General features: G+C 73.0%; 21 protein-coding genes. 13 read left to right on the plus strand and 8 right to left on the minus strand.

Features of this window, described 5'->3' with window-relative positions:
• Positions 1–111 precede the first annotated feature (111 nt).
• Positions 112–6528, plus strand: coding sequence for a DNRLRE domain-containing protein (locus tag OG294_RS02410; RefSeq protein ID WP_327064689.1), 6417 nt, complete (start codon positions 112–114; stop codon positions 6526–6528).
• 4 nt (positions 6529–6532) lie between these two features.
• Positions 6533–6889, plus strand: coding sequence for a hypothetical protein (locus OG294_RS02415; RefSeq protein ID WP_327064690.1), 357 nt, complete (start codon positions 6533–6535; stop codon positions 6887–6889).
• An 80-nt stretch (positions 6890–6969) separates the two neighbouring features.
• On the opposite strand, the gene OG294_RS02420 is transcribed toward OG294_RS02415, so the two are convergent.
• The gene (locus OG294_RS02420; RefSeq protein WP_327064691.1) at positions 6970–7596 is read right to left on the minus strand and encodes an isochorismatase family protein; all 627 of its coding nucleotides are present in this window, start codon (positions 7594–7596) and stop codon (positions 6970–6972) included.
• A gap of 126 nt (positions 7597–7722) precedes the next feature.
• Here OG294_RS02420 and OG294_RS02425 point away from each other — a divergent pair, with 126 nt between their 5' ends.
• From OG294_RS02425 to OG294_RS02440, 4 genes are all read left to right on the plus strand, one after another.
• A complete protein-coding gene (locus OG294_RS02425) occupies positions 7723–8280 on the plus strand; it encodes a MarR family winged helix-turn-helix transcriptional regulator (protein WP_327064692.1) in 558 nt (185 codons plus the stop codon).
• 42 nt (positions 8281–8322) lie between these two features.
• Positions 8323–8496: a hypothetical protein gene (locus OG294_RS02430; RefSeq protein ID WP_327064693.1), complete on the plus strand. Its 174-nt coding sequence runs from the start codon at positions 8323–8325 to the stop codon at positions 8494–8496.
• 33 nt (positions 8497–8529) lie between these two features.
• Positions 8530–8901 carry a hypothetical protein gene (locus OG294_RS02435; RefSeq protein WP_327071421.1) on the plus strand — a complete coding sequence of 124 codons (372 nt, stop codon included), beginning with the start codon at positions 8530–8532 and terminating at the stop codon, positions 8899–8901.
• Between the two features lie 120 nt (positions 8902–9021).
• Positions 9022–10986, plus strand: coding sequence for an ABC transporter ATP-binding protein (locus OG294_RS02440; protein ID WP_327064694.1), 1965 nt, complete (start codon positions 9022–9024; stop codon positions 10984–10986).
• A gap of 57 nt (positions 10987–11043) precedes the next feature.
• On the opposite strand, the gene OG294_RS02445 is transcribed toward OG294_RS02440, so the two are convergent.
• Entirely contained in the window at positions 11044–11430 is a 387-nt protein-coding gene (locus OG294_RS02445) for a DoxX family protein (RefSeq protein ID WP_327064695.1), read from the minus strand.
• Between the two features lie 159 nt (positions 11431–11589).
• Positions 11590–13314 (minus strand): LCP family protein, encoded by a 1725-nt coding sequence (locus tag OG294_RS02450; protein WP_327064696.1) that lies wholly within the window; start codon positions 13312–13314, stop codon positions 11590–11592.
• 137 nt (positions 13315–13451) lie between these two features.
• On the opposite strand from OG294_RS02450, the gene OG294_RS02455 reads away from it, so the two are divergent.
• Together OG294_RS02455 and OG294_RS02460 are read left to right on the plus strand one after the other, a co-directional pair.
• Positions 13452–13634, plus strand: a complete 183-nt coding sequence (locus OG294_RS02455; protein ID WP_327064697.1) for a hypothetical protein — start codon at positions 13452–13454, stop codon at positions 13632–13634.
• Positions 13635–13800: 166 nt separating this feature from the next.
• Positions 13801–15378, plus strand: coding sequence for a purple acid phosphatase family protein (locus OG294_RS02460; protein WP_327064698.1), 1578 nt, complete (start codon positions 13801–13803; stop codon positions 15376–15378).
• 58 nt (positions 15379–15436) lie between these two features.
• Here OG294_RS02460 and OG294_RS02465 read toward each other — a convergent pair whose 3' ends face one another.
• On the minus strand, positions 15437–15943 hold the full coding sequence (locus OG294_RS02465; RefSeq protein WP_327064699.1) for a signal peptide protein: 507 nt from the start codon (positions 15941–15943) through the stop codon (positions 15437–15439).
• A gap of 603 nt (positions 15944–16546) precedes the next feature.
• Here OG294_RS02465 and OG294_RS02470 point away from each other — a divergent pair.
• Positions 16547–16915, plus strand: a complete 369-nt coding sequence (locus OG294_RS02470) for a lytic transglycosylase domain-containing protein (protein WP_442789304.1) — start codon at positions 16547–16549, stop codon at positions 16913–16915.
• A gap of 97 nt (positions 16916–17012) precedes the next feature.
• On the opposite strand, the gene OG294_RS02475 is transcribed toward OG294_RS02470, so the two are convergent.
• Positions 17013–17852, minus strand: a complete 840-nt coding sequence (locus tag OG294_RS02475) for an SDR family oxidoreductase (RefSeq protein WP_327064700.1) — start codon at positions 17850–17852, stop codon at positions 17013–17015.
• Positions 17853–17945: 93 nt separating this feature from the next.
• Between OG294_RS02475 and OG294_RS02480 the strand changes: the two genes are divergently transcribed.
• From OG294_RS02480 to OG294_RS02490, 3 genes are all read left to right on the plus strand, one after another.
• Positions 17946–18317, plus strand: a complete 372-nt coding sequence (locus OG294_RS02480) for a winged helix-turn-helix transcriptional regulator (RefSeq protein ID WP_327064701.1) — start codon at positions 17946–17948, stop codon at positions 18315–18317.
• An 84-nt stretch (positions 18318–18401) separates the two neighbouring features.
• Complete coding sequence (locus tag OG294_RS02485; RefSeq protein ID WP_327064702.1) at positions 18402–19286, plus strand: patatin-like phospholipase family protein; 885 nt, start codon at positions 18402–18404, stop codon at positions 19284–19286.
• Between the two features lie 13 nt (positions 19287–19299).
• Positions 19300–20301: a 1-acyl-sn-glycerol-3-phosphate acyltransferase gene (locus tag OG294_RS02490; protein ID WP_327064703.1), complete on the plus strand. Its 1002-nt coding sequence runs from the start codon at positions 19300–19302 to the stop codon at positions 20299–20301.
• Positions 20302–20315: 14 nt separating this feature from the next.
• Here OG294_RS02490 and OG294_RS02495 read toward each other — a convergent pair whose 3' ends face one another.
• On the minus strand, positions 20316–21527 hold the full coding sequence (locus OG294_RS02495) for a cytochrome P450 (protein ID WP_327064704.1): 1212 nt from the start codon (positions 21525–21527) through the stop codon (positions 20316–20318).
• Between the two features lie 281 nt (positions 21528–21808).
• Here OG294_RS02495 and OG294_RS02500 point away from each other — a divergent pair, with 281 nt between their 5' ends.
• Entirely contained in the window at positions 21809–23332 is a 1524-nt protein-coding gene (locus OG294_RS02500) for a glycoside hydrolase family 3 protein (RefSeq protein ID WP_327064705.1), read from the plus strand.
• Positions 23333–23341: 9 nt separating this feature from the next.
• Here the strand turns inward: OG294_RS02500 and OG294_RS02505 are convergent, their stop codons facing one another.
• Together OG294_RS02505 and OG294_RS02510 are read right to left on the minus strand one after the other, a co-directional pair.
• Positions 23342–23953 carry a GNAT family N-acetyltransferase gene (locus tag OG294_RS02505; protein WP_327064706.1) on the minus strand — a complete coding sequence of 204 codons (612 nt, stop codon included), beginning with the start codon at positions 23951–23953 and terminating at the stop codon, positions 23342–23344.
• Complete coding sequence (locus OG294_RS02510; protein ID WP_327064707.1) at positions 23943–26147, minus strand: penicillin acylase family protein; 2205 nt, start codon at positions 26145–26147, stop codon at positions 23943–23945. The genes OG294_RS02505 and OG294_RS02510 overlap by 11 nt, the downstream gene beginning before the upstream one ends.
• Between the last annotated feature and the right edge of the window lie 182 nt (positions 26148–26329).

Here is a 26329-nt window from a genome sequence, read left to right on the forward strand (position 1 = left end):
TACCAGCTCTTTACTGTCACTTGTCCGCATTTGTCAGGTTACGTCGCATGCCCGTGCTGCTTAGGCTCCAACCGTTCAGTCGCCAATCAGGCGATGTGTCAAGGAGTATGAATGCACGAGCAGATACCCGTGCCCCGCCGCCGGGGCCGGGTCACCGGCGCGCGACCACTGGGCGCGGTACTGGCCTTCGCAGTGACGACCTCGCTGCTCGCGGGGGCCGGGGACGCCTTCGCCGCACCGACCGCGCCGGGCGCCGACCGCGCGGCCCGGCCGACGGCCGGCACCGCCGCCGACCTGCCGTCCGCCAGGATCGCCGCACGGCTGGGAAAGCAGCGGGTCGAGGCCCTGTCCGAGCGCACCGAGTCGTCCACCACCTGGGCGAATCCGGACGGCTCGCTGACCACGGACTTCGCCGCCGGTCCCGTCCGCTTCCAGCGCGACGGCGCCTGGGTCGACGTCGACCTCGACCTGAAGACCGCCGCCGACGGCACGGTGGCACCGCAGGCGCACCCCGGTGACCTCAAACTCGCCGGCCCCGGCGGCGTGCTGGCCGGCTCGCTCGCCCAGTCGCAGGCGGGCGGGGCCGAGCCGCACACGCTGGTCACGCTCGGCTCGGGCGAGCAGCGGGTCGAGCTCCAGTGGCAGGGCGGCCTGCCCAAGCCCGTGCTCGACGGGACCAGGGCGACCTACCCGGACGCGATCGGTGACGGCTCGGCCGACCTGGTGGTGGAGGCCACCCGGACCGGCTTCGAGCAGTTCGTGACGCTCAAGCAGCGCCCCGCGGCCACCGGCTACGCGTACACCATGCCGCTGCGGGCCAAGGGGCTCAAGGCCGAGGCCCAGCCGGACGGTTCGGTGCTCTTCACCGACGCGGTCACCGGTGCCGGGCGGGCCGTGCTGCCCGCGCCGGTGATGTGGGACGCGAGCACGGTGGCGGGCTCCAGCGAGCACCCGCACCAGGCGAAGGTGGACCTGAAGGTCGTCCAGCACGGCGACCTGATCGACCTGCGCTTCACCCCCGACACCGCCTTCCTCGCCGACCCCGCGACCCAGTACCCGGTGACCGTCGACCCCTCGACCGCGGCGCTGGGCAACGTCTTCGACACCCGCGTGCAGCAGGGCGAGAAGGTGGACTGGTCCGCCGACACCGAGCTCTACTGGGGCAACTCCGGCACCAAGAACGCCGACGGCTCCACCCGCCAGGCCCGCTCGTTCATCAACTGGAACACCGCGCCGATCTCGGACGCGCTGGTCTCCAAGGCGACCCTGTCGCTCTACAACTTCCACTCCGGCAACAGCGACTGCCTCGCCTACCCCTGGGACATCTACGACACCGGCCTTGCCTCCACCGCCTCCCGGTGGACGGCGCAGCCGAGTTGGAACGCCAAGAAGGCCACCTCCACCGAGACCAAGGGCCGTGACGCCTGCGGGGGCGACGGCTGGATCAACGCCGACGTCACCAACCTGGTGCAGACCTGGGCCTCGGCCAAGAACGCGACCTCCGGCATGGGCCTGCGGGCCCCGGACGAGAGCAGCACGAAGTACTGGAAGGAGGTGAACTCCGCCAACGCCGCGACGAACGTGCCCAAGCTGACGGTCACCTACAACTACCGGCCGCGCACCGGCACCGACCAGCAGGCCGGCTCCCCGTTCTACAAGGACCAGCAGGGCACCTGGTGGGTCAACTCGACCACGCCCACGCTGCGCGACACCTTCATCGACCCGAACAACGACAAGGTCGACGGCACCTTCCAGATCTTCGACGCCGCGAGCGACACGCAGGTCGGCAACGTGCTGGTCTCGCCGTACGTGCCCAGCGGCCAGCCGGCCTCGGTGACCGTGCCGGCCGGGGTGCTGGCCAACGGCAGGACCTACCGGTTCCGCACCTCGCCGTACGACGGCACCAACTACAACAACGCCTGGTCCCCCTGGGCGACGTTCACCGTCGACGCCTCCGCCCCCTCCGCACCCGCCTCGATCACCTCCACCGACTACCCGTCGAGCCGCTGGGTGAAGGGCGCCGGTCAGAGCGGGGTCTTCACCGTCGTACCTCCGGCGGGCGACCAGAACGCCCTGGAGTGGTCGCTGGACGGCACCACCTGGACCAAGGTCGCGACCGGCGGCTCGACCGCGCCGGTCAACCTCACCGTCACCCCCGCCAAGGGCGGCGGCAACACCCTGCGGGTGCGGGCCACCGACCGGGCGGAGAACAAGTCGGAGCCGATCAGCTACGCCTTCCAGGTCGGCGCCGGCGCGGTGACCGTGCCGAACGACGGCACCCGCACCGCCGCCCGCGTCCCGCTCGCCGCCGAGACCGACCCGGGCGCGTACAACGCGGTCGGCTACTCCTGGCGCCGCTCGGACGCCGACCCCTGGACGCCGCTGCCCGTCGCTGACGTCAGCAACAACGGTTCACCGGTGAGCAGTTGGCCCCTCCCGCTGACGAACGGCAAGAGTCCCGCGCTGAGCTGGAACGCCGCGGCCACCGTCAGCCCCGACGGCACGGTGCAGCTCCGGGCGGACTTCACCGGCCCGGGCGGCGCGGCCACCTCCTCCGAGGCCGTCAAGGTGATCGTCGACCGCAAGGCGCAGGGTGCGGCCACCCGGGACATCGGCCCCGGCACGCTCAACCTGCTCACCGGTGACCTGACGGTCTCCGCCACCGACGTCTCGATGTTCGAGATGAGCGTGGGCCGCACCCACTCCTCGCGCGATCCGAACGCGGCCAGGAACCGGGAGGGCCAGGCACCGATCTTCGGCCCGCACTGGGTCTCCGGGATCTCCGCCGACGCCGCCGAGTCGGACTACACCGAGGTCCGGCAGACCTCCGCCAGCTCGCTCGACGTGGTCTCCTCCGACGGCGAGGCCGTCTCGTTCACCGCCGGCGCCGCGCCCGACAGCTGGACCCCCGAGCCCGGCAACGAGCAACTCACCCTGCGCGGTGCCTTCGCCGCCGGGGAGTTCACCCTCTCCGACACCAACGGCACCGTGACCACCTTCGCCAAGGTGGACCCGAGCGCGGCCACCTGGACCGTCTCCTCCAGCCTGCTGCACGGCCTGGCGAACACCACGACCACGGTGGTCTCGGAGAAGGTCACGACCGGCGGCAGGACGCTGGCCCGGCCGAAGCTGGTGATCGCCCCCACCTCGGCGGTCTCGGCCGCCGCCTGCGCGGCGGACCCGGGCACCAAGGGCTGCCGCGTCCTGCAGTTCGGCTACGCCGGCGCCACCACGGCCACCGGCACCGCCACCGGCGACCAGTTCGGCGACTACGCGGGCCAGTTGAGCACCATCAAGCTCTGGGCCACCGCCCCGGGCGCGGGCGCCGCGACCGCCACCGACGTCGCCACCTACCGCTACGACGCCAACGGCTGGCTGCGCCAGACCTGGGACCCGCGCCTGGGACAGGCCGCGCAGACCCAGTACACCTACTCCCAGCAGGCCGGCGAGGAGGGCCTGCTCACCTCCGTGCAGAAGAACGGGCAGATCGCGAGCAACCTCGCCTACGGCACCGTCACCGGCACCGCGGCGGCCGGGCCCGGCATGCTGACCAAGGTCTGGCACGACACGCTGGCCCCCGGCAGCGCCGACAAGGTCGACGGCACGGCCACCAGCACCGTGGTCTACAACGTCCCCACCAGCGGGGACAAGGCACCTGAGGACCTGTCGGCCGCCGCGGCCGGTGCCTGGGGCCAGAGCGACCTGCCGACCGACGCGACCGCGGTCTTCCCCGCCGACCGGATCCCCGCCTCCAACAACGGCGCGGACCTGACCGCGGCCGACTACGCCCGCGCCACCGTCAGCTACCTCAACGCCTCGGGCCTGCTGGTCAACGAGGCCTCCCCCGGCCACCGGATCACCACCTCCGAGTACGACCGCTACGGCCACCAGACGCGTTCGCTCGGCGCCGCCAACCGCGAGCTCGCGCTCGGTGCGAGCGATGCCGCCAAGGCCCAGCTCGCCGACCTCGGGCTGAACGGCCTCGCCCCGGGCGAGCGGGCCCAGCTGCTCTCGCAGAGCACCGTCTACAGCGCCGACGGGCAGCGCGAGACCGACTCCTACGGCCCGCTGCACCGGGTGACCCTGACGGCCGACGCCGTCGTGGGCGGCACCGCGGTGGCCAAGGCCGGCACCCAGGTGGTCTCCCGCACGCACGTCGCCCGCAGCTACGACGAGGGCCGGCCCACCGACGGCTCCGCCAAGGTGAAGGACCAGGTCACCACCACCGTCTCCGGCGGCTGGCTGCGGTCCTGGCCGGAGCTGTTCGTCGAGACCCGCACCGACCGGAGCGTCTTCGACTGGACGCTCGGCGTGGCGACCGAGCAGATCAAGGACGCCGGCGGCCTCGCGCTGACCACCAAGGTCGGCCACGACAGCCAGGGCCGGTCCGTCTCCACCTCGCTGCCCGCGTCCAACGGCTCGGACGCCGGCACGGTCAACACCACCTTCTACACCGCCACCGGCACCGGTCCCTGCGCGGGCCGGCCCGAGTGGGCCGACCTGGTGTGCCGCAGCGCACCGGCCGGCGACATCACCGGCGGCGGCGCCAACCCCGCCCAGCAGACCACCAAGACCGTCGAGTACGGCCTGTTCGGCCAGCTGGCGAAGAGCGAGGAGAGCGCGAACGGCGTCACCCGCACCACCACCATCACCAGCGACGCCGCCGGCCGGCCGCTGACCACCACCGTCTCGGGCGGCGTCGGCGCCGCCGTCCCCACCACCACCAACACCTACCACCCCGCCACCGGCACGGTGACCCGTCAGGAGTCCGCCACCGGCGGGACCATCACCAAGGGCTACGACAGCCTCGGCCGGCTGATCTCCTACACCGACGCGGACGGCGGCACCACCACCACCGAGTACGACGCGCTCGACCGCCCGACCAAGGTCACCGACAGCAGCCCCTCGACGACCACCTTCGGCTACGACACCTCGGTGGACCCGCGCGGCCTGCTGACCTCGGCGACCGACTCGGTGGCCGGCACCTTCGGCGCCCGCTACGACGCCGACGGGGACCTCGTCACCCAGACCCTGCCCGGCGGTTACACCATGACCGACCAGCAGGACCCCAACGGCACCCCCACCTCGCGCAGCTACACCCGCGGCAGCGACGGCGCGGTGGTGGTCGCCGACCACATCACCGAGACCGTCCAGGGCCAGTGGGCCACCCACACCGGCACCCCCGGGATCACGGCCTCCCAGGTGTTCGGCTACGACCAGGCCGGCCGGCTCACCCGGGTGCAGGACACCTCGGTGGACGCCGTCTGCACCACCCGCTCGTACGCCTTCGACCGCAACAGCAACCGCACCGCGCTGGCCACCGCCACCGCGCCGCGCGGCCAGGAGTGCGGCACCGACGGGGCCACCACCCAGACCAGCAGCTACGACAGCGCGGACCGGATCACCAACGCCGGCTACGCCTACGACGCGTTCGGCCGCACCACCGCACTGCCCGGCAGCACGCTGGGCCACTACAGCACCGACCTGGTGCAGCAGCAGGTCAGCGGCGGCAACCGGCAGACCTGGGCGCTGGACTCCGCGATGCGCTTCCGCTCCTGGACCGTGGAGGCCAACCAGGGCGCGGCCTGGGCCGTGACCGCGGCCAAGACCAACCACTACGACGGTGACGGCGACAACCCGCGCTGGATCACCGAGGACGCCGCCGGCAACCTCACCCGCAACGTGGACGGTCTGAACGGAGGCCTGGCCGCCACCACCTCCAGGACCGGCAACACCGTGCTCCAACTCGCCAACCTGCACGGCGACATCACCCTCCAGCTGCCGCTGGACGGCGCGGTGGCACCCACCGTGCTCGACTTCGACGAGTACGGCCAGGCCCGCGCCGGGCAGCCGAACACCCGCTACGGGTGGATCGGCAGCAAGCAGCGCTCCAGCGAGACCCTGACCTCGCTGGCCCTGATGGGCGCCCGGCTCTACAACCCGGCCAGCGGCCGGTTCCTGTCCACCGACCCGGTCTACGGCGGCAACGCCAACCCGTACGACTACTGCAGCGGCGATCCGCTCACCTGCTACGACCTGACCGGACGCTGGGGCTGGCGCGGGCTGCTCAAGGCCGCCGTGACGGTGGGAGCCGTCGCCGGGGCGCTGGCCTGCGGTGCCTCCATCGTCTGCGGTGTCGCGGTCGCGGCCACCGCGGCAGCCGTCAGCTACACGGTCGGCAACGCCGGTACCAGCAACTGGAGCTGGAAGGGGCTGGCGACCAACACGGCCTTCGGCGCCGCCTCCGGTCTGGCCTTCGGCGGTGCAGCCCGCTGGGCCGGCAAGGAGGGCGTGCACGTGGCCTTCAAGGGTGTGCGGCGCTTCGGCGTAAGCTTCACCAAGAACAGCTCGGCGCGCGGGTCGAACTTCCACTGGAACACCACGATCAACGGCGCCAAGAAGTATGGCAACAACTTCCGGATCCACAGCCACCAGATCAAGGGCATGTCCCGCTGGAAGGCCGTGCACTACCACCACCGCGGCAGCGGCGGCATCAAGAACCACCGTCCGTGGCAGGGAAAGTGGTAGCGCCATGACCGATCCGCAGTATCCGATCATCGTCCTCGACGACGACCAGTGGCTCGACTCCTGCCGGTCCGACGAGGAGCTCCAGCGCCTCGTCGAACCGGACTTCCTCGACGAGGACGTCGCCGGCGCCTTCGACGCCCTGGCCCGCCCCCTGCGGCTCACCGTCCACGACGGACGGATCGTCCCGCAGGTCGACGGCCCCGCCGACCCCGGCCGGCTCCAGGAGGAGACCGAGAAGTTCTTCCACCGCTGGACCTACGTCCAGGCCCCGCCCCGAACGGAGGACCTGGCCCGCTATCTGGCCGAGGTGACCGTCCTCGCCCGCACCACTAGGAGCCGTCGCCGGGGCCGCGACAGCTGAACAGCACCACCACGTCGGGCCGCGCGATCCTGCCAGGGTCGCGCGGCCCGCCGCCATGACCGCGTGCGGCTGGTGGCCCGTCAGGCCTGGTAGGCCGCGGAGATCTGGCCGACCAGGACGGCGAACGGCATGTCGAGCGCGGCGTAGAGGTCGCCGGCCTCGGGGGCGGCGTTGTCGGCCAGCGCCTCGACCATGAGGGTCGCGTAGTCGGAGACGATGACGCCCGCCTGCTGCATGCGCAGCAGTCCGGCCTCCCGCTTGGCCTGGCTGAAGGTGCCGGAGGCGTCCACGGCGACGTACGCGTCGTACCCGGCGGCCGTCGCGGCGAGCGCGGGCAGCGCCGCGCACACCTCCAGCGACACGCCGGCGATGATCAGCTTCTGGCGGCCGGTCGCCTCGATGGCCTCACGGACCCGGTCGTCGTGCCAGGCGTTGACCGTGCTGCGGTCGATGATCTTCTGGCCGGCCGGCAGGGCCGCGACCAGTTCGGGAGCGGTCGGCCCCCACATGCTGTCGGCCGCGGTGGTGGTGACGACCAAGGGGATGCCCAGCACCGTCGCCGCCCGGGCCAGCGCCACCGCGTTGTGCTTGAGCTCGCCGAGCGGGATGTCCCGGACGCCGGACAGCAGGCCGACCTGGTGGTCGACGAGCACCACGGCGGCGTTCTCCCGCGTGATCGATTCCAGGAACTTGCTGCGCTCGGTCATCGTCCGCTCCTTCGGTCGAGCCATGGGCGTATTAGTCACCAATCTTGATAGTCAAGTTCAGTGACTACTTTTGACGCTATACCCCGGCCCCCCGGTGCGCAAGCACCGACTAAACTCGCTGGTCAGATGGCAGAGCGGCGGACGACCAGCACGACGACCAGTACGACGACCACCAGAACGGGAGCGGCGTTGACCGGGCACCAGAGCGCGGAACCGGACCTCGGCGTGCTCGCGGCCCAGGTGCTCTTCTCCGTGCAGCGCGAACTGTTCGGCGCACTCGCCGAGCAGGGCTTCGACGACATCCAGCCCCGGGCCGGCGCCGTCCTCGCCTACCTGCGGGCCGACGGCATCCGGGCCAGCGAACTGGCCCGCGTCTCCGGACAGCACAAGCAGGTCATCGGCACCCTCGTCGACGACCTCGAACGCCTGGGCTACGTCGAGCGCAGGCCCGACCCGGCGGACCGCCGCGCCAAGCTGGTCTGCCCCACCGACCGCGGGCTGCTCCAGATGGCAGCCGCCACCGCCATCATGCGCGCGATCGAGGACCGCCACGCCAAGGCGCTGGGCGCCCAGGAGTACGCCGCCTTCAAGACCGCCCTCCACCGCGTGGCCGAACTCCAGCGCACCGCCCGGCACGACGGCCGGGACACCGGCACGCCGTCCGGAGGCCCGGGCGAGGAGTAGGGCCAACGCGACATCCCGGACTGCACCGCGGCGCTGGACCAGGTGGTGGACCACTCGGGCAGCGTCGGCAAGGCCCTGGCACCGCCCGCGCAGAGCGCCGCCCTCGCCGCGTGCACCCAGAGCGCGGGCTCGGGGGTGCTGCAGAACTGCGGTGCCGCGCCGGCGATCTCGGGGATCGGCCAGCGGCTGAACACCCCGCAGGGCGCGCGCCGCTGACCGTGGCCGGACCGAAGGGGAAAGGCCGCCGAGATCTACCTCGACGTCGGCGGCACCGGCACCATCACCGCGACGGCCGACGGGCGGACCACGACCCACCCCGTCTCCGGCGCACCGGACATCTACACCCTGCTCAACCGCGCGACAGCCGAACGGGGTTCACTCCAGGTGACCCTCTCCCCGGGCTTGAGCGCCTACTCCTTCACTTTCGGCCGACCAGTCGAACGAGTGAATCCGGCGACGGCTGCGCACTGCCCGGCTTCCTCGCCCGTACCGGCGTCCGCAGCCACCGCGAATCCCACCGGACCGCCGGTCTCGAACCCCTGGAGGGACGCTCACCGAGGCCGGGAGGCTGCTCGAAAACACCCCGTTCGACCCGGGCTCGCCCGGACCGTGTCCGCTTGATCGACGCGTTCGAACACCGGCAGGATCCCCGGCCATGGACGAGACCCGGGAGACGATCAACTCCCTTGCCAGAGTTCTTTCTTCCTACTTCCTCCGGTCGGCGGACGGAGGCACCCCGGCATGAGTACCGACACGAGGCCCGCCGCGGGCCAGGACGAGGAACTCGTGTGGAAGGCCGACGCCCGCAAGGTCGAGGCCGCCGCCGCGATCAGCGTCGGCGCGATGGCCAGGCGCCTGCCCCAGCTGGTGGTACGGGCGTTCCGGCTGGCCTGGAGCGTCGAGCCGCGCTCGGTTGCGGTGCTGCTGGCCTGTCAGGTCGCCTCCGCCGTCCTCGGCGCGGCCGGACTGGCCGCCACGACCGGCACGATCGGCTCGCTGTTCGCCTCCGGACAGGTGTCGCAGCGCGTCGTCGCGGCGCTGCCGTCGATCGCGGTGATCGCCTGCGCGCTCGGGGTCCGCAGGCTGCTGGGGATCACCATCCAGACGATCACCGTGCGCCTGTCCCCCCGCATCGGGCGCGAGGCCGAGGCGACCGTGCTGCGCGCCACGATCGCCACCGAACTGGCCGCCTACGACACCGCCGGCTACAGCGACGACCTGGAGGCCGCCGACCGCGGCGCGGACACCTGTGCCGACATCCTCGGCGAGGCGCAGAACCTCCTCTCCTCGGCCGGCTCGCTGGTCGGTGCGGCCGGCGTGCTGACCGTCCTGCACCCGCTGCTGCTGCCGCTGCTGGTGGTCGCCGCGCTGCCGCAGGGCATCGCTTCGGTCCGCGCGGCCCGGGTGCACTACCTGGCCGGCCGGGACGCGGTGGGCGACCGGCGGATCATGGCCAACCTGCGCTGGTACATCCACCTCAAGCGGCACGCGGACCAGGTGCGCTCCGACACCATGGGCGACTTCCTGATGGACAAGTACGACGCGGTGGGCCGCCGGCTGGACGCCAACGCCCGTCGCGCCGCCTCCCAGGCCGCCCGGGTGTCGGTCCTCGGGGCGCTCGCCTCCGGTCTCGGGTCCGGGACGGTGTGGCTGGTGATGCTGTGGCTGGTCGTCAGCGGGCGGATGAGCCTGTCGCACGGCTCTGCCGCGGTCGTCGCCCTCACCGCGGTCTCCAGCGCCATGACCGGGATCGTCGGGTACGGGGCCGACCTCTTCCGCACCGGCATGTACCTGGACGACTGGGCGGGCTTCCTCGACACAGCCGGCGGCTACGCCCTGCAGCGCGGCGCCATCGCCCCCACCGCCCCCGAGCGGATCACGGTGCAGGAGCTCAGCTACGCCTACCCCAGCTCCGAGCGCACCGCGCTGGACTCGGTGAGCCTGACCGTGCGGCGCGGGGAGATCGTGGCCCTGGTCGGCGAGAACGGCTCCGGCAAGACCACCCTGGCCAAGGTGCTCGCCGGGCTGTACGTGCCCGCACCCGGCCAGGGCACGGTGGAGTGGGACGGCACCGACACCCGCGCCATGGACCCGCACGCCCTGTGGCAGCAGGTCGCCGTCGTCCCGCAGGACTACGCGCACTGGATGCTCACCGCCCGCGAGAACATCACCCTGGGCCAGCCCACGGCCGAAGGCGAGGCCGCGGTGTGGCGCGCGGCCGAGGCCTCCGGCGCGGACGAGGTGATCGGCCAACTGCGCAACGGCCTGGGCACCCTGCTCGCCGTGGAGTGGATGGGCGGCGAGGAACTCTCGGGCGGGCAGTGGCAGCGCCTCGCGATCGCCCGTGCCTTCCACCGTCCGGCCGGGCTGCTGATCCTGGACGAGCCCACCGCCGCCCTCGATCCGCGCGCCGAGCACCGGATCTTCGCCAACCTGCGCAGCCTCGCCCGCGACAAGGCGGTGATCCTGGTGACCCACCGGCTCACCAACGTGGAGGTGGCGGACCGGATCGTCGTCATGGAACGCGGCCGGGTGATCCAGCACGGCACCTTCCCCGAGCTGGTGGCCGAACAGGGCGGCCGGTTTCGGGAGTTGTGGGACCTCCAGCACGACCGCACCGGCATCCCCGGCCGGCGGAACCCCTCGGCGCGGGAGAAGTCGGCGCGGGAGAAGTCGGTGCACGAGAACGAGGAACCCGTCCGGTGATCGACTCCCACGTGCTGACCGCGCCGACCGCGCGCGGGCCCGGGCGCCCCGTGCGGTTCAGCCGGCGAAGGATGCGGGGCCGAGGCGGCCCCACACCACGAAGGCGGCCAGGGCGAGGTAGGTCAGGTCCACCAGCACGAGCTTCCACTCGTGCCGCCGAATGCGGGTGATCGCCGCTCCGGCCATGATCACCACCAGGCCGAGGGCGGCCAGCGGCACCAGGACCGGCGCGATGCCGAGCACGGCCGGCAGCACCAGACCCGCCGCGGCCAGCACCTCAAGGGCGCCGATGGCCTTGACGACACCGGCGCTGAAGTCCTCGACCCAGCGTCCGCTGTGCCCGACGGCGGCGATCCTCTCCTTCGGCGTGATCACCTTGAAGGCGCCACCGAGCAGGTAGGCGGCGGCCAGGGTTCCGGCGACGGTCCACAGAGCGAGGTTCACGGTCCCGTTCCTCTCAGGGTTGTCCATGCGCAGGGCTCCGTTGTCCCTGCTGCCCCTGTGAGACAGCACACTCCGGTGGTCTGTGACAGCCAGGCAGGTGACCTGCGTCTCCCTCGCGGAGGCGGCAGGTCACCTGCTGACGTCGGCTCGGGCCGGCTGCTACGGCGCCGAGTTGGGCACCTTCGGGTTCTCCGCGAAGGCCTTGGTCGGGGAGCCGAACGGCGTGGTGTCCTCGGTGCTGACGTGGGCGCAGCTCTGCGATCCGCCGGCGTTGTCCGCGCTCGCGTCGCTCGGTGCGGCGACCGGTGCGGTGGGCGCGGGTGCCTGGGCGCCGGCGGCGCTGCCGGACGCGGCCGTCGTGGTGCCGCCGAAGCTGGTGCCGCTCGGCCAGTCAGAACCGATGTACAGGTGCAGGGTTGCCGACGTACCGGTCGCGCGCAGCGCCGAGGACGGCAGTCCGAGGGTGCTGGCGACGGCCTGGGCGTCGGCGGCGTGGCTCGGCGCGTAGACCAGTTCGGTCGCCTCGACCGGGGCCGCGTTGCCGCTCTCCACCGCGTCCGTATAGCCCTTCTGCTGCAACACGGTGGCCACCGCGAGCGCGCGCCCGGAGGTGGCGCTGGCGTTGGAGACGTCCAGGTGCACGGCGGCGGTGTCAATGGCGGGCGCCGCCGGCGCCGCGCTGGTGGCGGGGGCCGGCGCCGTCCGGCCGGCGGCCGAGGGCGCCGAGGGCGAGGCGGAGGGGGTGCCGCCGGAGAAGGACTGGTCGTTCTGGATCGCGGTGAAGACCTGCTGGGCGTCGGGGCCCAGCACCACGTCGTCCTTGAGGCCCACCACGGGCCCCTGGTACGGCAGGTTGGGGGTGGTCAGGAAGGTGATCTTGTTGGTCGGCACGTCGTTCAACTGGCCGGCCAGCGAGGTGAGATTGGTGATGCCGTCCAGGGCGGTGTCCACGGTGAGCGCCTTGGTCGCGGCGTTGGCCAGCGAGTAGAGCGCGGCCGGGTTGGTCAGCGTGTTGGCGCTCTTGAGCTTCTGGATCATCGCGGAGAGGAAGAGGTGCTGGGCCCCCTCGCGTCCGAGGTCGCTGCCGTTGCCGAAGCCGTGCCGGGTGCGCAGGAACTCCAGCGCCGACAGGCCCTGCAGGGTGTGGCTCCCGGAGGTCAGCTTGAGGTGCGAGTAGGGGTCGTAGACGTTGTTGTCGACGCAGACGTTCACGCCGCCGACCGCGTCCGACATGTTCACCACGCCGCCGAAGTCGATCATCATGAAGTGGTCGACGGTGATCCCGGTCAGCTGGTGGACGGCCGCCACCGTGCAGCCCGGACCGTACTGCAGGCTGCTGTTGATCAGCACCTGCCGGTCCCCCGAGTGGACCGCCCCGGTCGTCGGGTCCTTGCAGTCGGGCAGGTCCGTCACCGTGTCGCGCGGAATGCTGAGCACGGTGGCATTGGTGCGGTTGGCGGACAGGTGGACGAGCATCTCGACGTCCGCATTGGCACCGGCGCCACCGCCGCCGCAGTCGCCGCCGATCTGGCAGTCCGTCGCGGAGGAGCGGGTGTCCGAGCCGATCACCAGGATGTTCTCCGGGCTGTTGCCCGCGGCGTCCTTCTTCTCAGGGGCCTGGGTCCCGGTGCCGGTGAACAGCGCGCTGCTCTTGATGTTGCCGTCGAGCTGGAAGTACACATAGCTGCCGCCACCGACCAGCAGGACCAGCACGACCGCCAGCGACAGCAGGACGACGCGCCTGGCCCGTCCCCGCTTCCGGCGCGCCTTGCGCCGCCCGGCCCGTCCACCGGCCGCCGCATCCGTGGCCGCCGGGGAGGCGTCGCGGCCGTGTGCGGCGCGCCGGCGCTCGGCCGGCTCGGGGGATATTCGATGGTCAACCATGCGCGTCCTGTCCGAGGTTCCATGGCAAAGCCCGGGTCGAGGCCCCATCCTGCGTCGCCCGCATGAGAATTCCGTTGGCATGACCGCCCCCCGCCGTCACCCGGGCGTCGACGAACCGATCCGGCGCGCGACGGTACATGCTCTCCGTCGACGACGGTTCGGGCGCGGTGCTGATCTTCGTCAACGTGCAGACGGGCATCGACGTCTCGCGCCTGGCGCTGGGCGATGCCGTCCGGGTGACCGGCTTCAGCAGCCGGTTCGACGACCACTACGAGATCGACCCGCGGTGGCCGCACGACATCGAGGCCGTCCGGAGGTAGCCCCGGGGCGGGCCGGCGCGGGCCCCGCGGTCGCGCGGTCGGCCGGTTTGCCCCATACCGGGCCGTCGTTCCCCGCACCGTCGCCGGCTGTTCCCCTACTGCTGGGCCGGGGTCGGCCTGTGCCTGCGAACCTCCGGGCGATCCCCCGCCGGCTCAGGAGGCAGTAGTGGCACATCCCTCGCGCAGGACCGTTCTCCGCACCACGGCCGCGGCCGCGTCGCTCGCGGCCGCGCCCGGCTCCACCCTGCTGTGGAGCCGGCCCGCCGTCGCGGACACCCCCGGTCCCGAACAGGTGCACCTCGGCTTCGGCAACGAGCCCTCGCGCGAAATGACCGTCTCCTGGGCCACCGCCGCCTCCGTGAGCCGTCCCCGGCTGCGCCTGGGCACGGCGAAGGGCGGGTTCGGGCGGGTCCTCGATGCGGAGACCCGCACCTACGTCGACGGCCTGAACAAGGTCGAGACCTACACCCACCGGGTCCGCCTGCACGGCCTGCAGCCCGACACCCCGTACGTCTACGAGGTGTCGCACGACGGCGCGACCCCCCGGCGCGGCACCTTCCGCACCGCCCCCGAGCCGGGCCGCACCGCGTTCCGCTTCACCAGCTTCGGCGACCTGGGCACCGGCTCCGCCGCCTTCAGCAAGTCCTCCATCCACGGCGCGGCGGCCGTGCGGCACGTCGAGCAGTTCGCGCCGCTGTTCCACCTGCTCAACGGCGACCTGGCGTACGCCAACAACAATCCGACCGTGCAGCCGCAGGCGTGGGACGCGTTCATGAACAACATGTCCGTCTCCGCCGCGAACCGCCCCTGGATGCCCGCCCCCGGCAACCACGAGGTGGAGGCCGGCGGCGGCGACCTCGGCTACGCCTCGTACCACACCCGCTTCGACCTGCCCGACAACCACAGCCGCGACTACTGCGGCAACTGGTACAGCTTCCGGGTCGGCTCCGTGCTCTTCCTCTCCCTCGACGGCAACGACCTCGCCGTCGAGGATGATGCCAGCATCGACCCGGCCACCGGCCGGTCCATCTACATCAGCGGCTACAGCGAGGGCGCCCAGCTGCGCTGGCTCGAGCGCACCCTGTCCCGCGCCCGGGCCGGCCACGACATCGACTGGATCGTGGCGTCGATGCACCAGTTCGCGATGTCCTCCTCCGCCACCAGCCACGGCGGCGACATGGGCATCCGCGAACAACTGCTGCCCGTCTTCGACCGCTACCAGGTCGACCTGGTGCTCTGCGGGCACGACCACGACTACGAGCGCACCTACGCCGTGCGCGGCACCGACCCCGGCAGCCTGCTGCGCCCGAGCGTGGTCAGCGACGAGATCCACGACATCGACACCTCCCAGGGCACCGTCCACCTGATCCTGGGCGGCGGCGGCACCGCGTCGAGCGACGACACCTACCTCACCGACCCCACCGCCGGGGGCGTGCCCGAGGCCTTCGTGCGCACCCAGCGCCTGACCTTCAAGGCGGACCCGGACGCGAAGGAGAAGGCCACCTGGTCGGCGGTCCGCGACCCCGACACGGCCTTCCCCTACGGGGTCGCGGTGTTCGACGTCGACCCCGGTGCGCTGGCCGGCGGGCGCACCACGATCACCGTCAGCTACTACCACACGCCCGCCGCCACGGCGGCGGTCCCGGTCCCCGCCCCGGTGCTCTTCGACCGCTTCACCCTGCACCGCCTGCGGCGCGATGCCAGGCCCGCCCACCACGGCGACCTGGCCACCGCGGGGCGCTGACGACAGCCGGTCGGTTCGACCGTGCGAGGGGCCCCGTCGCCGGGGCCCCTCGGCTCGCTCAGCTGTAGAGCGCGACCCGCGGCGCGACGGTGCCCACAGCCCCCGTCGTGATCACGGTGAGCCGGTAGTGCTGGACGAGGGTCTCGCCGCTGTGCAACCGCTCCTTCGCCCGGGTCAGGTTCGTGTACAACGTCCCGGTCTGCGTGCCGAGCTGCACGGTCCGCCACTGGCCACTGCCGGTGAGCTGCTGAACCTGGACGTCCGAGGGCTGGAGGAACGGCCCCGCATCCGGCGACAGCACGAGCAGCTGCGGCGCGACGATCTGGTCGGTCGACGTGGTGTTGCGGTAGGTGACCGTGTACCCGAGCGTCTGGTGGCCGGTCGCCAGCGGGCTTGCAGGCAGGTTCACGAAGTCCGTCGGTGCGACGGGGAACCGGTCGGAGGCGGCGGAGGCCACAGCGGTCGGCGGCGCCGCCGCCATCGCCGGTCCGGTGGAAACGACGGCAGCGGCGACGGTGACTGCGGCGGCTGCGGTGACACCCAGGCGATTGCGCTTCGTCAGCATGCGCGAGACCCCTTTCGACTTCCTTGCGGGTCTGTCCGGGAGGGATGAACTCCCGGTGGAGTGGTCCTGTTTCGACGGCGGGGAGGGATTTCACGTCAGGCTACTCCGTGACGGTACTCACGCGCCTGGGGAGCCCACTACGCTTCCTAGTAGCCCGCTTCGGGAGCATCGCCGCGCGGATCGCGGCCGTGCTCGCCGTCCGCGCCGCCGATCGCCGCGATCACCCCGCCGGTCGGCGTCCGTGCAGCTCAGCGCGGTGATCCTCGGCGGAAAAACCCAGCCGGGTACGTGGTTTGAACCCCTGGGGCACGGGTACCGGGCCCGGCCGGGCGTCGGTCGGGGAGGCCCGCGACTACGACCCACCGTCGTATCAAGGCCCCTTGGATCGCGCCCCCGACCCCGCTAACAATGGCGAAGTCGCCAGATGCGGCGGAGGCCCGTCCACCGCCGCAGCTCCCGAACGGTGGTCTCTCCACAGCGAGACCGCCCCGGTGCCGACACCCCTGACCGCGAGGCCGCTTCGTCGTGCCTGCGGAACCCTCTGGGGGCGAGGCGCCCAACTGATGTGAGGTCGAACTCCACGTGCCCGTGATCTCCACCCGCATGCGCAAGTCCGCCGCCCTTCTCGCCTCCGCCGCCGGCATCGTCGCCATCGGCGCCGCCGTGGCCCCCACCGCCGCCTCTGCCGCCACCCCGCAGCAGATCGCCGCCAGCATCGTCCCCGCCGACCAGCTGGCCTCCTTCGACCAGATCGTCTCGCACGAGAGCGGCTGGAACGTCACCGCCACCAACCCGTCCTCGGGCGCCTACGGCCTGGGCCAGGCCCTGCCGGGCAACAAGATGGCCTCCGCCGGCGCCGACTGGCAGACCAACGCGTCCACCCAGATCAAGTGGACGTACGACTACATGAACAGCCGCTACGGCAGCCCGAACCAGGCCTGGGCCTACTGGCAGGTCCACCACAACTACTGATCACCCCGATCAGCGACCCCCAGCGGGTCACCCCCGAGGGGCCCAGCACGCGACCCGCGCGCCGGGCCCCTCAGGCGTTCCCGGAGAGTCTGCGGTCTCAGCGGAACGCGGCGATGTTGCGCGCGGCCCAGTCGGCGAAGGGGCGCGGGGCCCGGCCGAGGACCCGCTGCACGTCCGGGCTGACGAGCAGCTCGGCCTCGTTCGGGGAGCCGAGGATGTCCAGGGTGTCCTCGGCGAGCTCCACCGGCATGCTCCGGGCCATCGCGGCCCTGGCCTCGTCCCGGGTGAGGTCGTGGAAGCGCACCGGCGAGCCCAGCGCGTCGGCGATGGCCTGCGCCTGCTGGCGCGGCGTGATCACCGCCGGGCCGGTCAGGTCGTACACGCCGCCGGTGTACCGGTCCTCCAGCAGGCAGGCCGCCGCCACGTCGGCGATGTCCGCCGGGTCGACGACCGGCACCCCGACGTCGCCGAAGGGCGCGGCCACGGCCCGCTGCGTGCGGACGGACTCGGCCCACCACAGCGCGTTGGAGGCGAAGCCGCCCGGCCGCAGGACGGCCCACTCCAGCCCGGACTCCCGCAGCACGTCCTCCAGCTCGCGCATCGCGATCCGCGTCGGGCCGAAGGGCCTGGTCGTCACGCCCTGCGAGGAGAGCAGCACGACCCGGCGGACCCCGGCGGCCCGGGCCCGGCGGATGATGTCGGCCGGATCGGCCCCGGCGGCGTGCAGGTCGCCGGAGAGCAGCAGGAACAGCGCCTTCGCCCCGGCCAGCGCGGGCTCCAGGCCGGCCGGCTCGGCCAGATCGGCCACCACGTGGCGGACACCCTGCGGCACCGCCGCCGCGTGCCGCGACACCGCCGTCACCTGCCGGCCCGCCTCGGCCAGCGCCTGCGTCAACGGCCGGCCCACGTTCCCGGTAGCCCCGGTCACCACGATCATCTTCAGCTCCTTGTGCGATGTGCTCTGGTGTCTCCGACGCTAGGAGAAGGAACTAACTCTTGGTAAGGGCATACCTGGAGGTAAGCTCAGTACATGGTGGAAGGTGCGCAGATCATCAGGGCCGACGCAGGGCAGCGGTATGACGTGTTTCACACCGACTGCCCCGCGCGCAACGTGCTCGACCACGTGACCAGCCGGTGGGGCGTCTGGGTGCTGATCTCCTTGCGGAGCAACGACCTGCGGTTCTACGAGCTGCGCGAGAGCATCCACGGCATCAGCGAGAAGATGCTCGCCCAGACCCTGCGCGCGCTGGTCGAGGACGGCCTCATCTGGCGCAAGGTCGAGCCGGCCACGCCGCCCCAGGTCAGCTACGGGCTGACCGGGTTCGGCCGGGAGGTCGGTGAGCCGCTCGCGGAGCTGTTCGACCGGATCACCCGGCAGCTGCCGCCGCGCAGCGCGCAATAGCCGGGGCGAGCGGGCTCGCCGCACGGCGGCCCTCGCCCGGAGCCCGGTGGCATGAAGCCGCCTCACCCGGGCATTCGCCCCGGTATGACGACACCAGTCACCGGTCCGCCCCGTGCTGCCGCGGGCACCTACCGATGCGCCTTCGTGCTGGGCGGCGGCGGCTACCTCGGCGCCCACGAGGTCGGCATGCTGCGCGCCCTGCTGGCGGCGGGCATCCGCCCGGATCTGCTCGTCGGCACCTCGGTCGGCGCGCTGAACGGCGCGGTGCTGGCCGCCGACCCCACGCCCGCCGCCGTGCAGCGGCTGGCCGAGGTGTGGGCGGGCCTGACCGGCTCGGCGGTCTTCTCCGGCTCGGTCCTCCAGCGCACCCGCACCGCCGTGCGCAGCCGCACCCACCTGCACTCCGACACACGGCTGCGGGCGCTGCTGGAGCACGAGCTGCACGGTCGGCTGATCGAGGACCTGGCCGTGCCGTTCCAGTGCGTGGCCGCGGAGGTGGAGACGGCCGCCGAGCACTGGTTCACCGAGGGACCGGTGGTGGACGCGCTGCTCGCCTCCTGCGCCGTCCCCGGGCTGCTGCCGGCGGCGCGGATCGGCGAGCGCCACTACCTGGACGGCGGCCTGGTCAACAGCATCCCGGTGGGCCGGGCCGTCGCCCTCGGCGCGCGCGAGGTGTTCGTCCTGCAGGTCGGACGGATCGAGCAGCCGCTGCGGCCGGCCCAGCGGCCGTGGGAGGTGCCGCTGGTCGCCTTCGAGATCGCGCGACGGCACCGCTTCGCCCACGACATGAGCAACCTGCCGCCGGGCGTCACCGTCCACCTGCTGCCCACCGGTGCCGCCGACGAACCCCCGCCCGGGCCGGTGGGCCAGCTGCGCTACCGCGACGCCCGCCGGGTCGCCGAACGGATCGACCGCGCCCACCGGGCCACCACCCGCTACCTGGCGGGCCTGCGCCCCGCGCAGGCCTGAGGGGCTCGACGCGATGACCCGGCTCCGGTGCCTGCTGCGACGGTGCGTCACCGTCCCGCTGCTGCTCGTCGGCCTCCCGGCAGCCGTCCTGCTGCTCGCCCTCGCGCTGGTCTGCCAGTTGCCGCTGCTGCTGCTCGGCCGCCGCCGCGCCCGGCCCGTCCGGCTCGCGACCTTGCTGCTGCTGTACGTCCTCGCGGATCTCGGCGGCCTGCTGGCCGCTACCGCCAACTGGCTGCGCTGCCTCGGGCGGCGCGAGGGCGGCGCACGGCGCGCGGAGCTGGACCACCGCCTCCTTGGCCGGCTGCTGCGCTTCGTCCACCGCGCGGGTGCGCGCCTGTTCCATCTGCGGCTGCAGGTGAGCCCCGAACCCGCGGGCCCCGGCGGCCCGTTGATCGTCCTGGCCCGGCACGCCGGACCCGGCGACTCGTTCCTCCTGGTCGAGCGGCTGATCTCGGTCGCCCACTACCGGCCGCGGGTCGTGCTCAAGCAGCAACTGCGCCTGGACCCCTGCCTGGACGTGCTGCTCACCCGCCTGCCCTCCTGCTTCGTCCCCGCGGGCCACGGCGACTCCGCCGCGACCGTCGAGCGGATCACCGAACTGGCCGCCGGGCTGCGGGACGGGGACGCTCTGGTGGTCTTCCCCGAGGGCGGGAACTTCACCGAGCACCGCCGGGAGCGGGCGATCCGCCGACTGCGCCGGCGCGGTGAGCGGGTCCAGGCCGCGCACGCCGAGCAGGACCGCCACGTGCTGCCCCCGAGGATGACCGGCAGCCTGGCCGCGCTGGCAGCCGCACCGACCGCGGACGTGGTCTTCGTGACCCACACCGGGCTCGACACCATGGACTCGGCCGGCTCCCTCTGGCGGGGACTGCCCCTGACCCACCCGGTCCGCGCGCACTGGTGGCGAGTCCCGGCCCGGGCCGTGCCGACGGGGGACGAGGCCCGGCAGGCCTGGCTGCTGGCCCAGTGGGACCGGGTCGACGCCTGGGTGGCACGCCATCAGATCCCCGGCTGAGCGGAAGCGCCGGATCACCAGGTGACGGGCAGCTCGGCCAGGGAGTGGAAGACGGGGTGCTCGCGCAGGCGGAGCCGGGACGGCTCGCAGGCCAGGCGGAGGGTCGGCAGCCGGGTCAGGAGGGAGCCGAGGGCGAGCGTCACCTCCAGTCGGCCCAGCGACGCGCCGAGGCAGAAGTGGGCACCGTGCCCCCACAGGAGGTGGCCGGAGGCGTCGCGGTGGATGTCCAGCCGCTCGGGGTCGGGGAAGACGGCGGGGTCGTGGTTGGCGGCGAGCAGGCTGATCATCACCGACTCGCCCTGCCGGACCGGGGTTTCGCCGATCCGCAGGTCCTCGGTGGCCTGGCGCACCACGCCGTCCTGGACGATCGACCAGAACCGCATCGACTCCTCCACGAACTGCGGCAGGAGCGCTCCGCCGTCGGCCAGGACCTCGGCGCGCAGCCGCTCGTCGGTCAGCAGGCTCAGCGTGCTGAACGCGATCTGGGTGGCGGTCGACTCGTGGCCGGCGACGAGCAGCAGCTTGAGGATGCCCAGGAGATCGGCGCGGTCGAGTTCACCGGTGGCCACGTGGTTGTGCACCAGTCGGCTGACCAGGTCGTCGCCCGGGTCGTGCTGCTTGGCGCGCGCGTGCTCGTCGAGGAAGGCGATGATCCGGTGGTGCGCCGCCAGTGAGCCGGCCGGGTCGCCGTCCGTCAGCATGGTCTGGGTCTGCTCCAGGAAGAACCCGGTCTGCTCGTCCGGGATGCCCAGCAGCCGGGCGATCACCAGCGCCGACACCTTGGTGGCGAAGTCCCTTGCCAGGTCTGCTGGTTGCGGTCCGGCTGCCAGGTCGTCGGCCGCCCGTTCGGTCAGTTCCTGGACCCGGGGGCGCAGCGCGCGCACCCGGCGGACGGTGAACTCCGGGGCGACCATCCTGCGCAGCCGGCCGTGCTGCGGATCGTCCATCCGCAGGAACCCGCTCGGCCGCTCGTCGACGGCCACGGGGAAGCGCACCGGAAAGCCGGGCCGGGTCTCGTCGGCGCTCAGCCTGGGGTCCTTGAGGGCGGACCGCACGTCCTCGTAGCGGGTGACCAGCCAGACCAGTTGCTCCTCGCCGGCGCCGGCCGGCAGCCGGACCAGTGTCGGCGGGCCGTCGTCACGGACCGCACCGAGTGTTGGCGGCGGCGACATCGGACAGCCGCGGGCCAGCGGCCAGCCGAGCACACCGGAGTCTGTACCGGGCATGGTCGTCCCCCTTCATCGCGTATGAATGCCTGACCCGCCCGGCCGCTCCGGCGGCGGGTGCCCCCGACCGGACCACCCAAGCACCCGTCCCTGACGCGCCGGTGACCGGCCGCTGACTTCCCGTCACCGCACCGTCGGCCCCGGGTGGGTGGCTCGCGATCCGTGGCCCACGAGGCTGCGAAACCCTTGACACCCCAGTTGGTCTATACCAACATCCATTCGTCCACGCATGACGAACGTTGCGACCGGCACCGCCGCCCCGATCCCGGAAGGCCCCGTCGATGACCTCCAGCAGGACCACCCGGAGCGACCCCGAGCTGCGGCGCCTCGCCCTCTCGGTCCTCCAGCCGGGATTCGTCGGCACCGAGGCGCCGGACTGGCTGCTGCGGGCCATCGGTGACGGTCTGTCATCCGTGGTGCTGTTCTCCCGCAACATCGGCGCGCCCGAGCAGGTGACCCGCCTCTCCGCCCAACTGCGCGCCGAGAATCCGGAGTTGATCATCGCGATCGACGAGGAGGCGGGCGACGTCACCCGCCTCGAGGGCTGGACCGGCTCCACCCGCCCCGGCAACTTCGCGCTCGGCGCCGTCGACGACGTCGAGCTCACCGAGGCGGTCGCCCGCGACATCGGGCGGGAGCTGCACGCCGCCGGAGTGAGCCTCGACTACGCGCCGAGCGCCGACGTCAACTCCAACCCGCGCAACCCCGTCATCGGGCTGCGCTCCTTCGGTACCACCACCGAGCTGGTGGCCCGTCACACCGCCGGTTGGACCCGCGGCCTGCAGGCGGCGGGCGTGGCCGCCTGCGCCAAGCACTTCCCCGGCCACGGCGACACCTCCGTCGATTCCCACCACGGTCTGCCCACGGACGACTCCACCGCCGAGAAGATCGCCGCCACCGCCCTTCCGCCGTTCCGGGCGGCGCTGGAGGCCGGCGTGCGGGTCGTGATGACCGGGCACCTGCTGGTGCCCGCCTACGACCGGGAACACCCGGCGACCCTGAGCCGCACCATCATCAACGACCTGCTGCGCACCGAACTCGGCTTCGACGGACTGGTGGTGACGGACGGGATCGAGATGGGCGCGGTCGCCGACCGCTACGGCATCGACGGCGCCACCGTCGGCGCGGTCGCGGCCGGCGCCGATGCCGTGTGCGTCGGCGGGGAGAGCGCCGACGAGGGCACCGTCGCCCTGCTCGCGGGTGCGCTGGTCTCGGCCGTCGCCTCGGGCCGGCTGGCGGAGCAGCGACTGCGCGAAGCCGCGGACCGGGTACGGGAGTTCGCCACCTGGTCGACGCAGCTCGGCCGCGCCGTGCCGACCAGCCCGATCCGTGGCGACGTCGGCTTCGCGGCCGCCCGCCGCGCGGTGCGGATCCGTGGCCGCGGCGCGGAGCTGCTGCCGCTCGCCGCCGCCCCGCACGTGGTCGAGCTGGTGCCGACCACCAACCTCGCCATCGGCCCCGAGACCCCCTGGGGTGTGGCCGCGCCGCTGCGCGAGCGGCTGCCCGGAACGACCTTCGTCCGGCTGCACCCCGGACACCTGGGCGACCGGGCCGCGGTCCTGGACGAGCTGGCGCTGCGGCCGGCCGCGGGCCGCCCGCTGGTGGTGGTCGTCCGCGATGCCGCCCGGCACGACTGGATGAGCGCCGCGCTGACCGAGCTGGTCGGCGCCCGCCCCGACGCCGTCGTGGTGGAGATGGGCCTGCCCGGCGACACCGCTCCCGGCGCCGTGCACATCGTCACCCACGGCGCGACCACCGCCTCCGGGGTGGCCGCGGCCGAGGCGCTGGCCGGCCTGCGCAGCTGAGGCCCCTCACTACGCCCGGCCGCCGGCGGTGGTGATCGAGCGGCGGACCAGTTCGGCCTTCTCCCTGTGCAGGAAGACGAGTTGGGCCCGCTTGTCGGCCAGGTCGACCTGCGGGCCGAGGGTGAAGCCGCTGCGCAGCAGCCGGGCGATCGACTTCTCGTTGCGGGCGTCCGGTTCGGCCACGATGCGCCGGACGGCCGGGTCGGACAGGACGAAGTCCAGGAAGAAGCCGACGAGCACCCCGGTGTGGCCGGGCTGCACGGGGCCGTGCGCGGGGGCGACCAGCAGGTGGATGCCGAGGTCGCCGGGCCGGACCGGGTAGTGCGCACCGAGGGGGTCGTGCTCGGGCTGGTACGTCTGGAACAGCGCGACCGGTGTGCCGTCGTGCAGGGCGAGGTAGGCGTGGTGGGTGGTCAGCGAGTCGACGTAGGCGTAGATCTCCCGGACCTGGTCGCGGCTGTGGCCGACCATGCCCCAGAATCTCGCGCGCTCCTGGTTCACCCAGGCGTGGACGGTGTCGGCGTCGTCCACCGGGTCCAGCGGTCGGATCGACAGAGTGCCGAGGCCGGGGAGGTCCTGGGTGTGGGTGCGCCCGGTCGGGGTGCGGTGGTCAGTGGTCATCGCCGGTCTCCTTGGTGAGCCTGTTCCAGTCGGTGATCACCGGCACCAGCGCGCCGCTGAGCCACAGCGGCAGCTGGTCGCGGTGGTGCGGGTGGCCGGGCACCGCGTGCGCGCCGAACGGAACCACCCAGCGGCTGTCCTCCCGTCGGCCGAGGTCCCAGACGTAGCGGGCGGCCGAGGCGCGGGCGCTCAGATCGGTGAGGCCGGGGATGCACGAGGTGGCCAGCACGCAGTCATGGTCGCCGCCGAGCGCGGGCCCGGGGGGCGGGTCGGGGGTCGGGTCGGGGTCCGGCAGCGCCTGCCAGGGGGCGAGCCGGTGGGTGTCGCCCCAGGTCGGCGGTGCGGTGCCGTCCCTCGCCTGGGTCGCGGCCAGCTGTTCGAGGGCGGTGCGGACGAGTTCGGCGCGGTCGATGCCGGTGAGGAGGCCGGGGAGGAGGCCATCGCCCGCAAGGTCGTCGGCCGCACGGTCGTCCGCCGGCAGGTCGGCGGCCGGCAGGTCGGCGGCCGGCAGGTCGGCGGCCGGCAGGTCGGCGGCCGGCAGGTCGGCGGCCAGCAGGCGCTCCAGGGCGAAGGCGATCCGCGCGGTGAGCGAGAGCCAGGGGGCGAAGAGCTCCGGCAGGCCGGACGGTTCCGCCAACGGGGCGAGCACGGGCTCGGCGGCCAGCAGGCGGACGACTGCCGAGCGCAGTGCGGCGTAGTGACCGGCCGCCACCGAGTCGCGGTCCATTCTCCGGTCCCAGCCCAGCAATTGGGTTCGCAGCCGGTCGGCGGCAGGGCTCAGCCGGGGCAGGCCGGCCAGCAGGCCGAGCAGCGTGGCGGTGGACCCCAGGTAGGTGTCGGTGTGCACCGCGGCCATGGACTCGCCCGTCCACCGCCCGGAGCCGGCCAGCAGTTCGGCGATCCGGTCGGCCCGGTGCGGTGCGGAGAACTCGACGCCCAGCGGTGCGGCGAGGCCGCGCTGATTGGCCATCACCGCGTGGTCCGTCACCTCGGCGCGCGGCAGCGGGGCGTGCCAGCCGCGCCAGGCGTGCGCGGCGTCCCAGGCGGGCACCGGGCGCAGCAGGTTGCGCGCGTCCCGGCGTGGCACGGCGCCGGCCACGCGGTGCAGCAGCCCGCCCGCGGTGTCGGCGGCCAGTACCACGTTGACCGGCTCGGCCCACTTCTCGAGCGCCCGGTCGACGTCGGCCACGGTCCGGGCGCGCAGCAGCGCGGGCAGCGCGGCGAACCCCAACTCCTCGCGGACCCTGGGCGGGTAGCGCAGGCTGAGCGCGCCGTCGGTGCCGTCGGGTCCGCCGATCACTACCGGTCCGCGGTCGGTCTCGACGATCTCGACGGTGACCGGCTCGCTCCCGGCCACCTCGATGGTCTCGGTGTGCGCGGCGGCGCTGCGCCAGCCGTCGGGCCCGAGCGCCTCGACGCCGCCGCGGGCGGTGCGCCGCAACCGCTCGTGGTAGAGGTCCTGGTAGTCCGCCATGGCGTTGGTGATCGCCCAGGCGACGCTGCCGGTGTGCCCGAAGTGCGCGATGCCGGGGACGCCGGGGACCGCGAGGCCGACCACGTCGAACTCGGGGCAGGCCAGGTGGATCTGCTGGTAGATGCCCGGGTCCTCGATGAACCGGTGCGGATCGCCGGCGATCAGCGCGGCACCGTTCGCGGTGCGCCCGGGGGCGAGGAGCCAGCCGTTGCTGCCGGAGGTGGCGATGCCGTCGGTGGCGAACAGGGCGACGGCGCGCTCGCCGAGCAGGTCCATGACGCGCCGGCGCCACAGCTTGCTCGGGAATCCGGCGAAGAGGATGTGGTGGGAGAGCCACAGGGCCATCGGTGTCCACGGCTCCCAGCGGCCGGGCGCCAGCCCGGTGGCGGCGAACTGCGGTGCGCGGTCGGCGCCTTCGCGCAGGCCGTCGGCGGCCCCGGCGACGTACCGGTCGAGCCAGGCGGCCGTGGGTTCGTCCAGGCGGGCGTAGCAGCGCCGGGCGGTGTCGGCGAGCCGGGCCTGCCGGGCGAAGCGGTCCCAGTCGAGGCTGTCGGCGCCCAGGAAGGCGGCCGAGGTGCCCTGCGCGCGGTGACGCTCGACCTCCAGTTGCCAGGCACGGTCGATGGCAGCGTTGTGGCCCTGGGCGTAGGCGAGTTCGAGGGGGTCGCCGGCCCGCAGGTGCGGGATGCCCCAGGCGTCGCGGAAGACCTCGATGCTCACGGGCGCCCGCCGCCCACCGGTCGTGCGGTGTGCTGCTTCATGTCTGCCCCTCAGGTGTGCGGCGGAGTCCGCCGGGTGGTGGTGTCGCGTGGTGTCGCGTGGTGTCGCGTTCATGCAGGTCGCCGGCCGAGCGGTGGCGATCTTCGATGCGGCTTAGGTTAGGCTAACCTAAGTTCCTCCCC

The sequence above is a fragment of the Kitasatospora sp. NBC_01302 genome (assembly GCF_035976515.1).
Lineage (GTDB): Bacteria > Actinomycetota > Actinomycetes > Streptomycetales > Streptomycetaceae > Kitasatospora.

Coding starts and splice junctions, on each gene's coding strand:
- OG294_RS02410 (WP_327064689.1), top strand. CDS start 112: ATGCACGAGCAGATACCCGTGCCCCGCCGCCGGGGCCGGGTCACCGGC.
- OG294_RS02415 (WP_327064690.1), top strand. CDS start 6,533: ATGACCGATCCGCAGTATCCGATCATCGTCCTCGACGACGACCAGTGG.
- OG294_RS02420 (WP_327064691.1), bottom strand. CDS start 7,596: ATGACCGAGCGCAGCAAGTTCCTGGAATCGATCACGCGGGAGAACGCC.
- OG294_RS02425 (WP_327064692.1), top strand. CDS start 7,723: ATGGCAGAGCGGCGGACGACCAGCACGACGACCAGTACGACGACCACC.
- OG294_RS02440 (WP_327064694.1), top strand. CDS start 9,022: ATGAGTACCGACACGAGGCCCGCCGCGGGCCAGGACGAGGAACTCGTG.
- OG294_RS02450 (WP_327064696.1), bottom strand. CDS start 13,314: ATGGTTGACCATCGAATATCCCCCGAGCCGGCCGAGCGCCGGCGCGCC.
- OG294_RS02455 (WP_327064697.1), top strand. CDS start 13,452: ATGCTCTCCGTCGACGACGGTTCGGGCGCGGTGCTGATCTTCGTCAAC.
- OG294_RS02465 (WP_327064699.1), bottom strand. CDS start 15,943: ATGCTGACGAAGCGCAATCGCCTGGGTGTCACCGCAGCCGCCGCAGTC.
- OG294_RS02470 (WP_442789304.1), top strand. CDS start 16,547: ATGCGCAAGTCCGCCGCCCTTCTCGCCTCCGCCGCCGGCATCGTCGCC.
- OG294_RS02475 (WP_327064700.1), bottom strand. CDS start 17,852: ATGATCGTGGTGACCGGGGCTACCGGGAACGTGGGCCGGCCGTTGACG.
- OG294_RS02480 (WP_327064701.1), top strand. CDS start 17,946: ATGGTGGAAGGTGCGCAGATCATCAGGGCCGACGCAGGGCAGCGGTAT.
- OG294_RS02485 (WP_327064702.1), top strand. CDS start 18,402: ATGACGACACCAGTCACCGGTCCGCCCCGTGCTGCCGCGGGCACCTAC.
- OG294_RS02490 (WP_327064703.1), top strand. CDS start 19,300: ATGACCCGGCTCCGGTGCCTGCTGCGACGGTGCGTCACCGTCCCGCTG.
- OG294_RS02495 (WP_327064704.1), bottom strand. CDS start 21,527: ATGCCCGGTACAGACTCCGGTGTGCTCGGCTGGCCGCTGGCCCGCGGC.
- OG294_RS02500 (WP_327064705.1), top strand. CDS start 21,809: ATGACCTCCAGCAGGACCACCCGGAGCGACCCCGAGCTGCGGCGCCTC.
- OG294_RS02505 (WP_327064706.1), bottom strand. CDS start 23,953: ATGACCACTGACCACCGCACCCCGACCGGGCGCACCCACACCCAGGAC.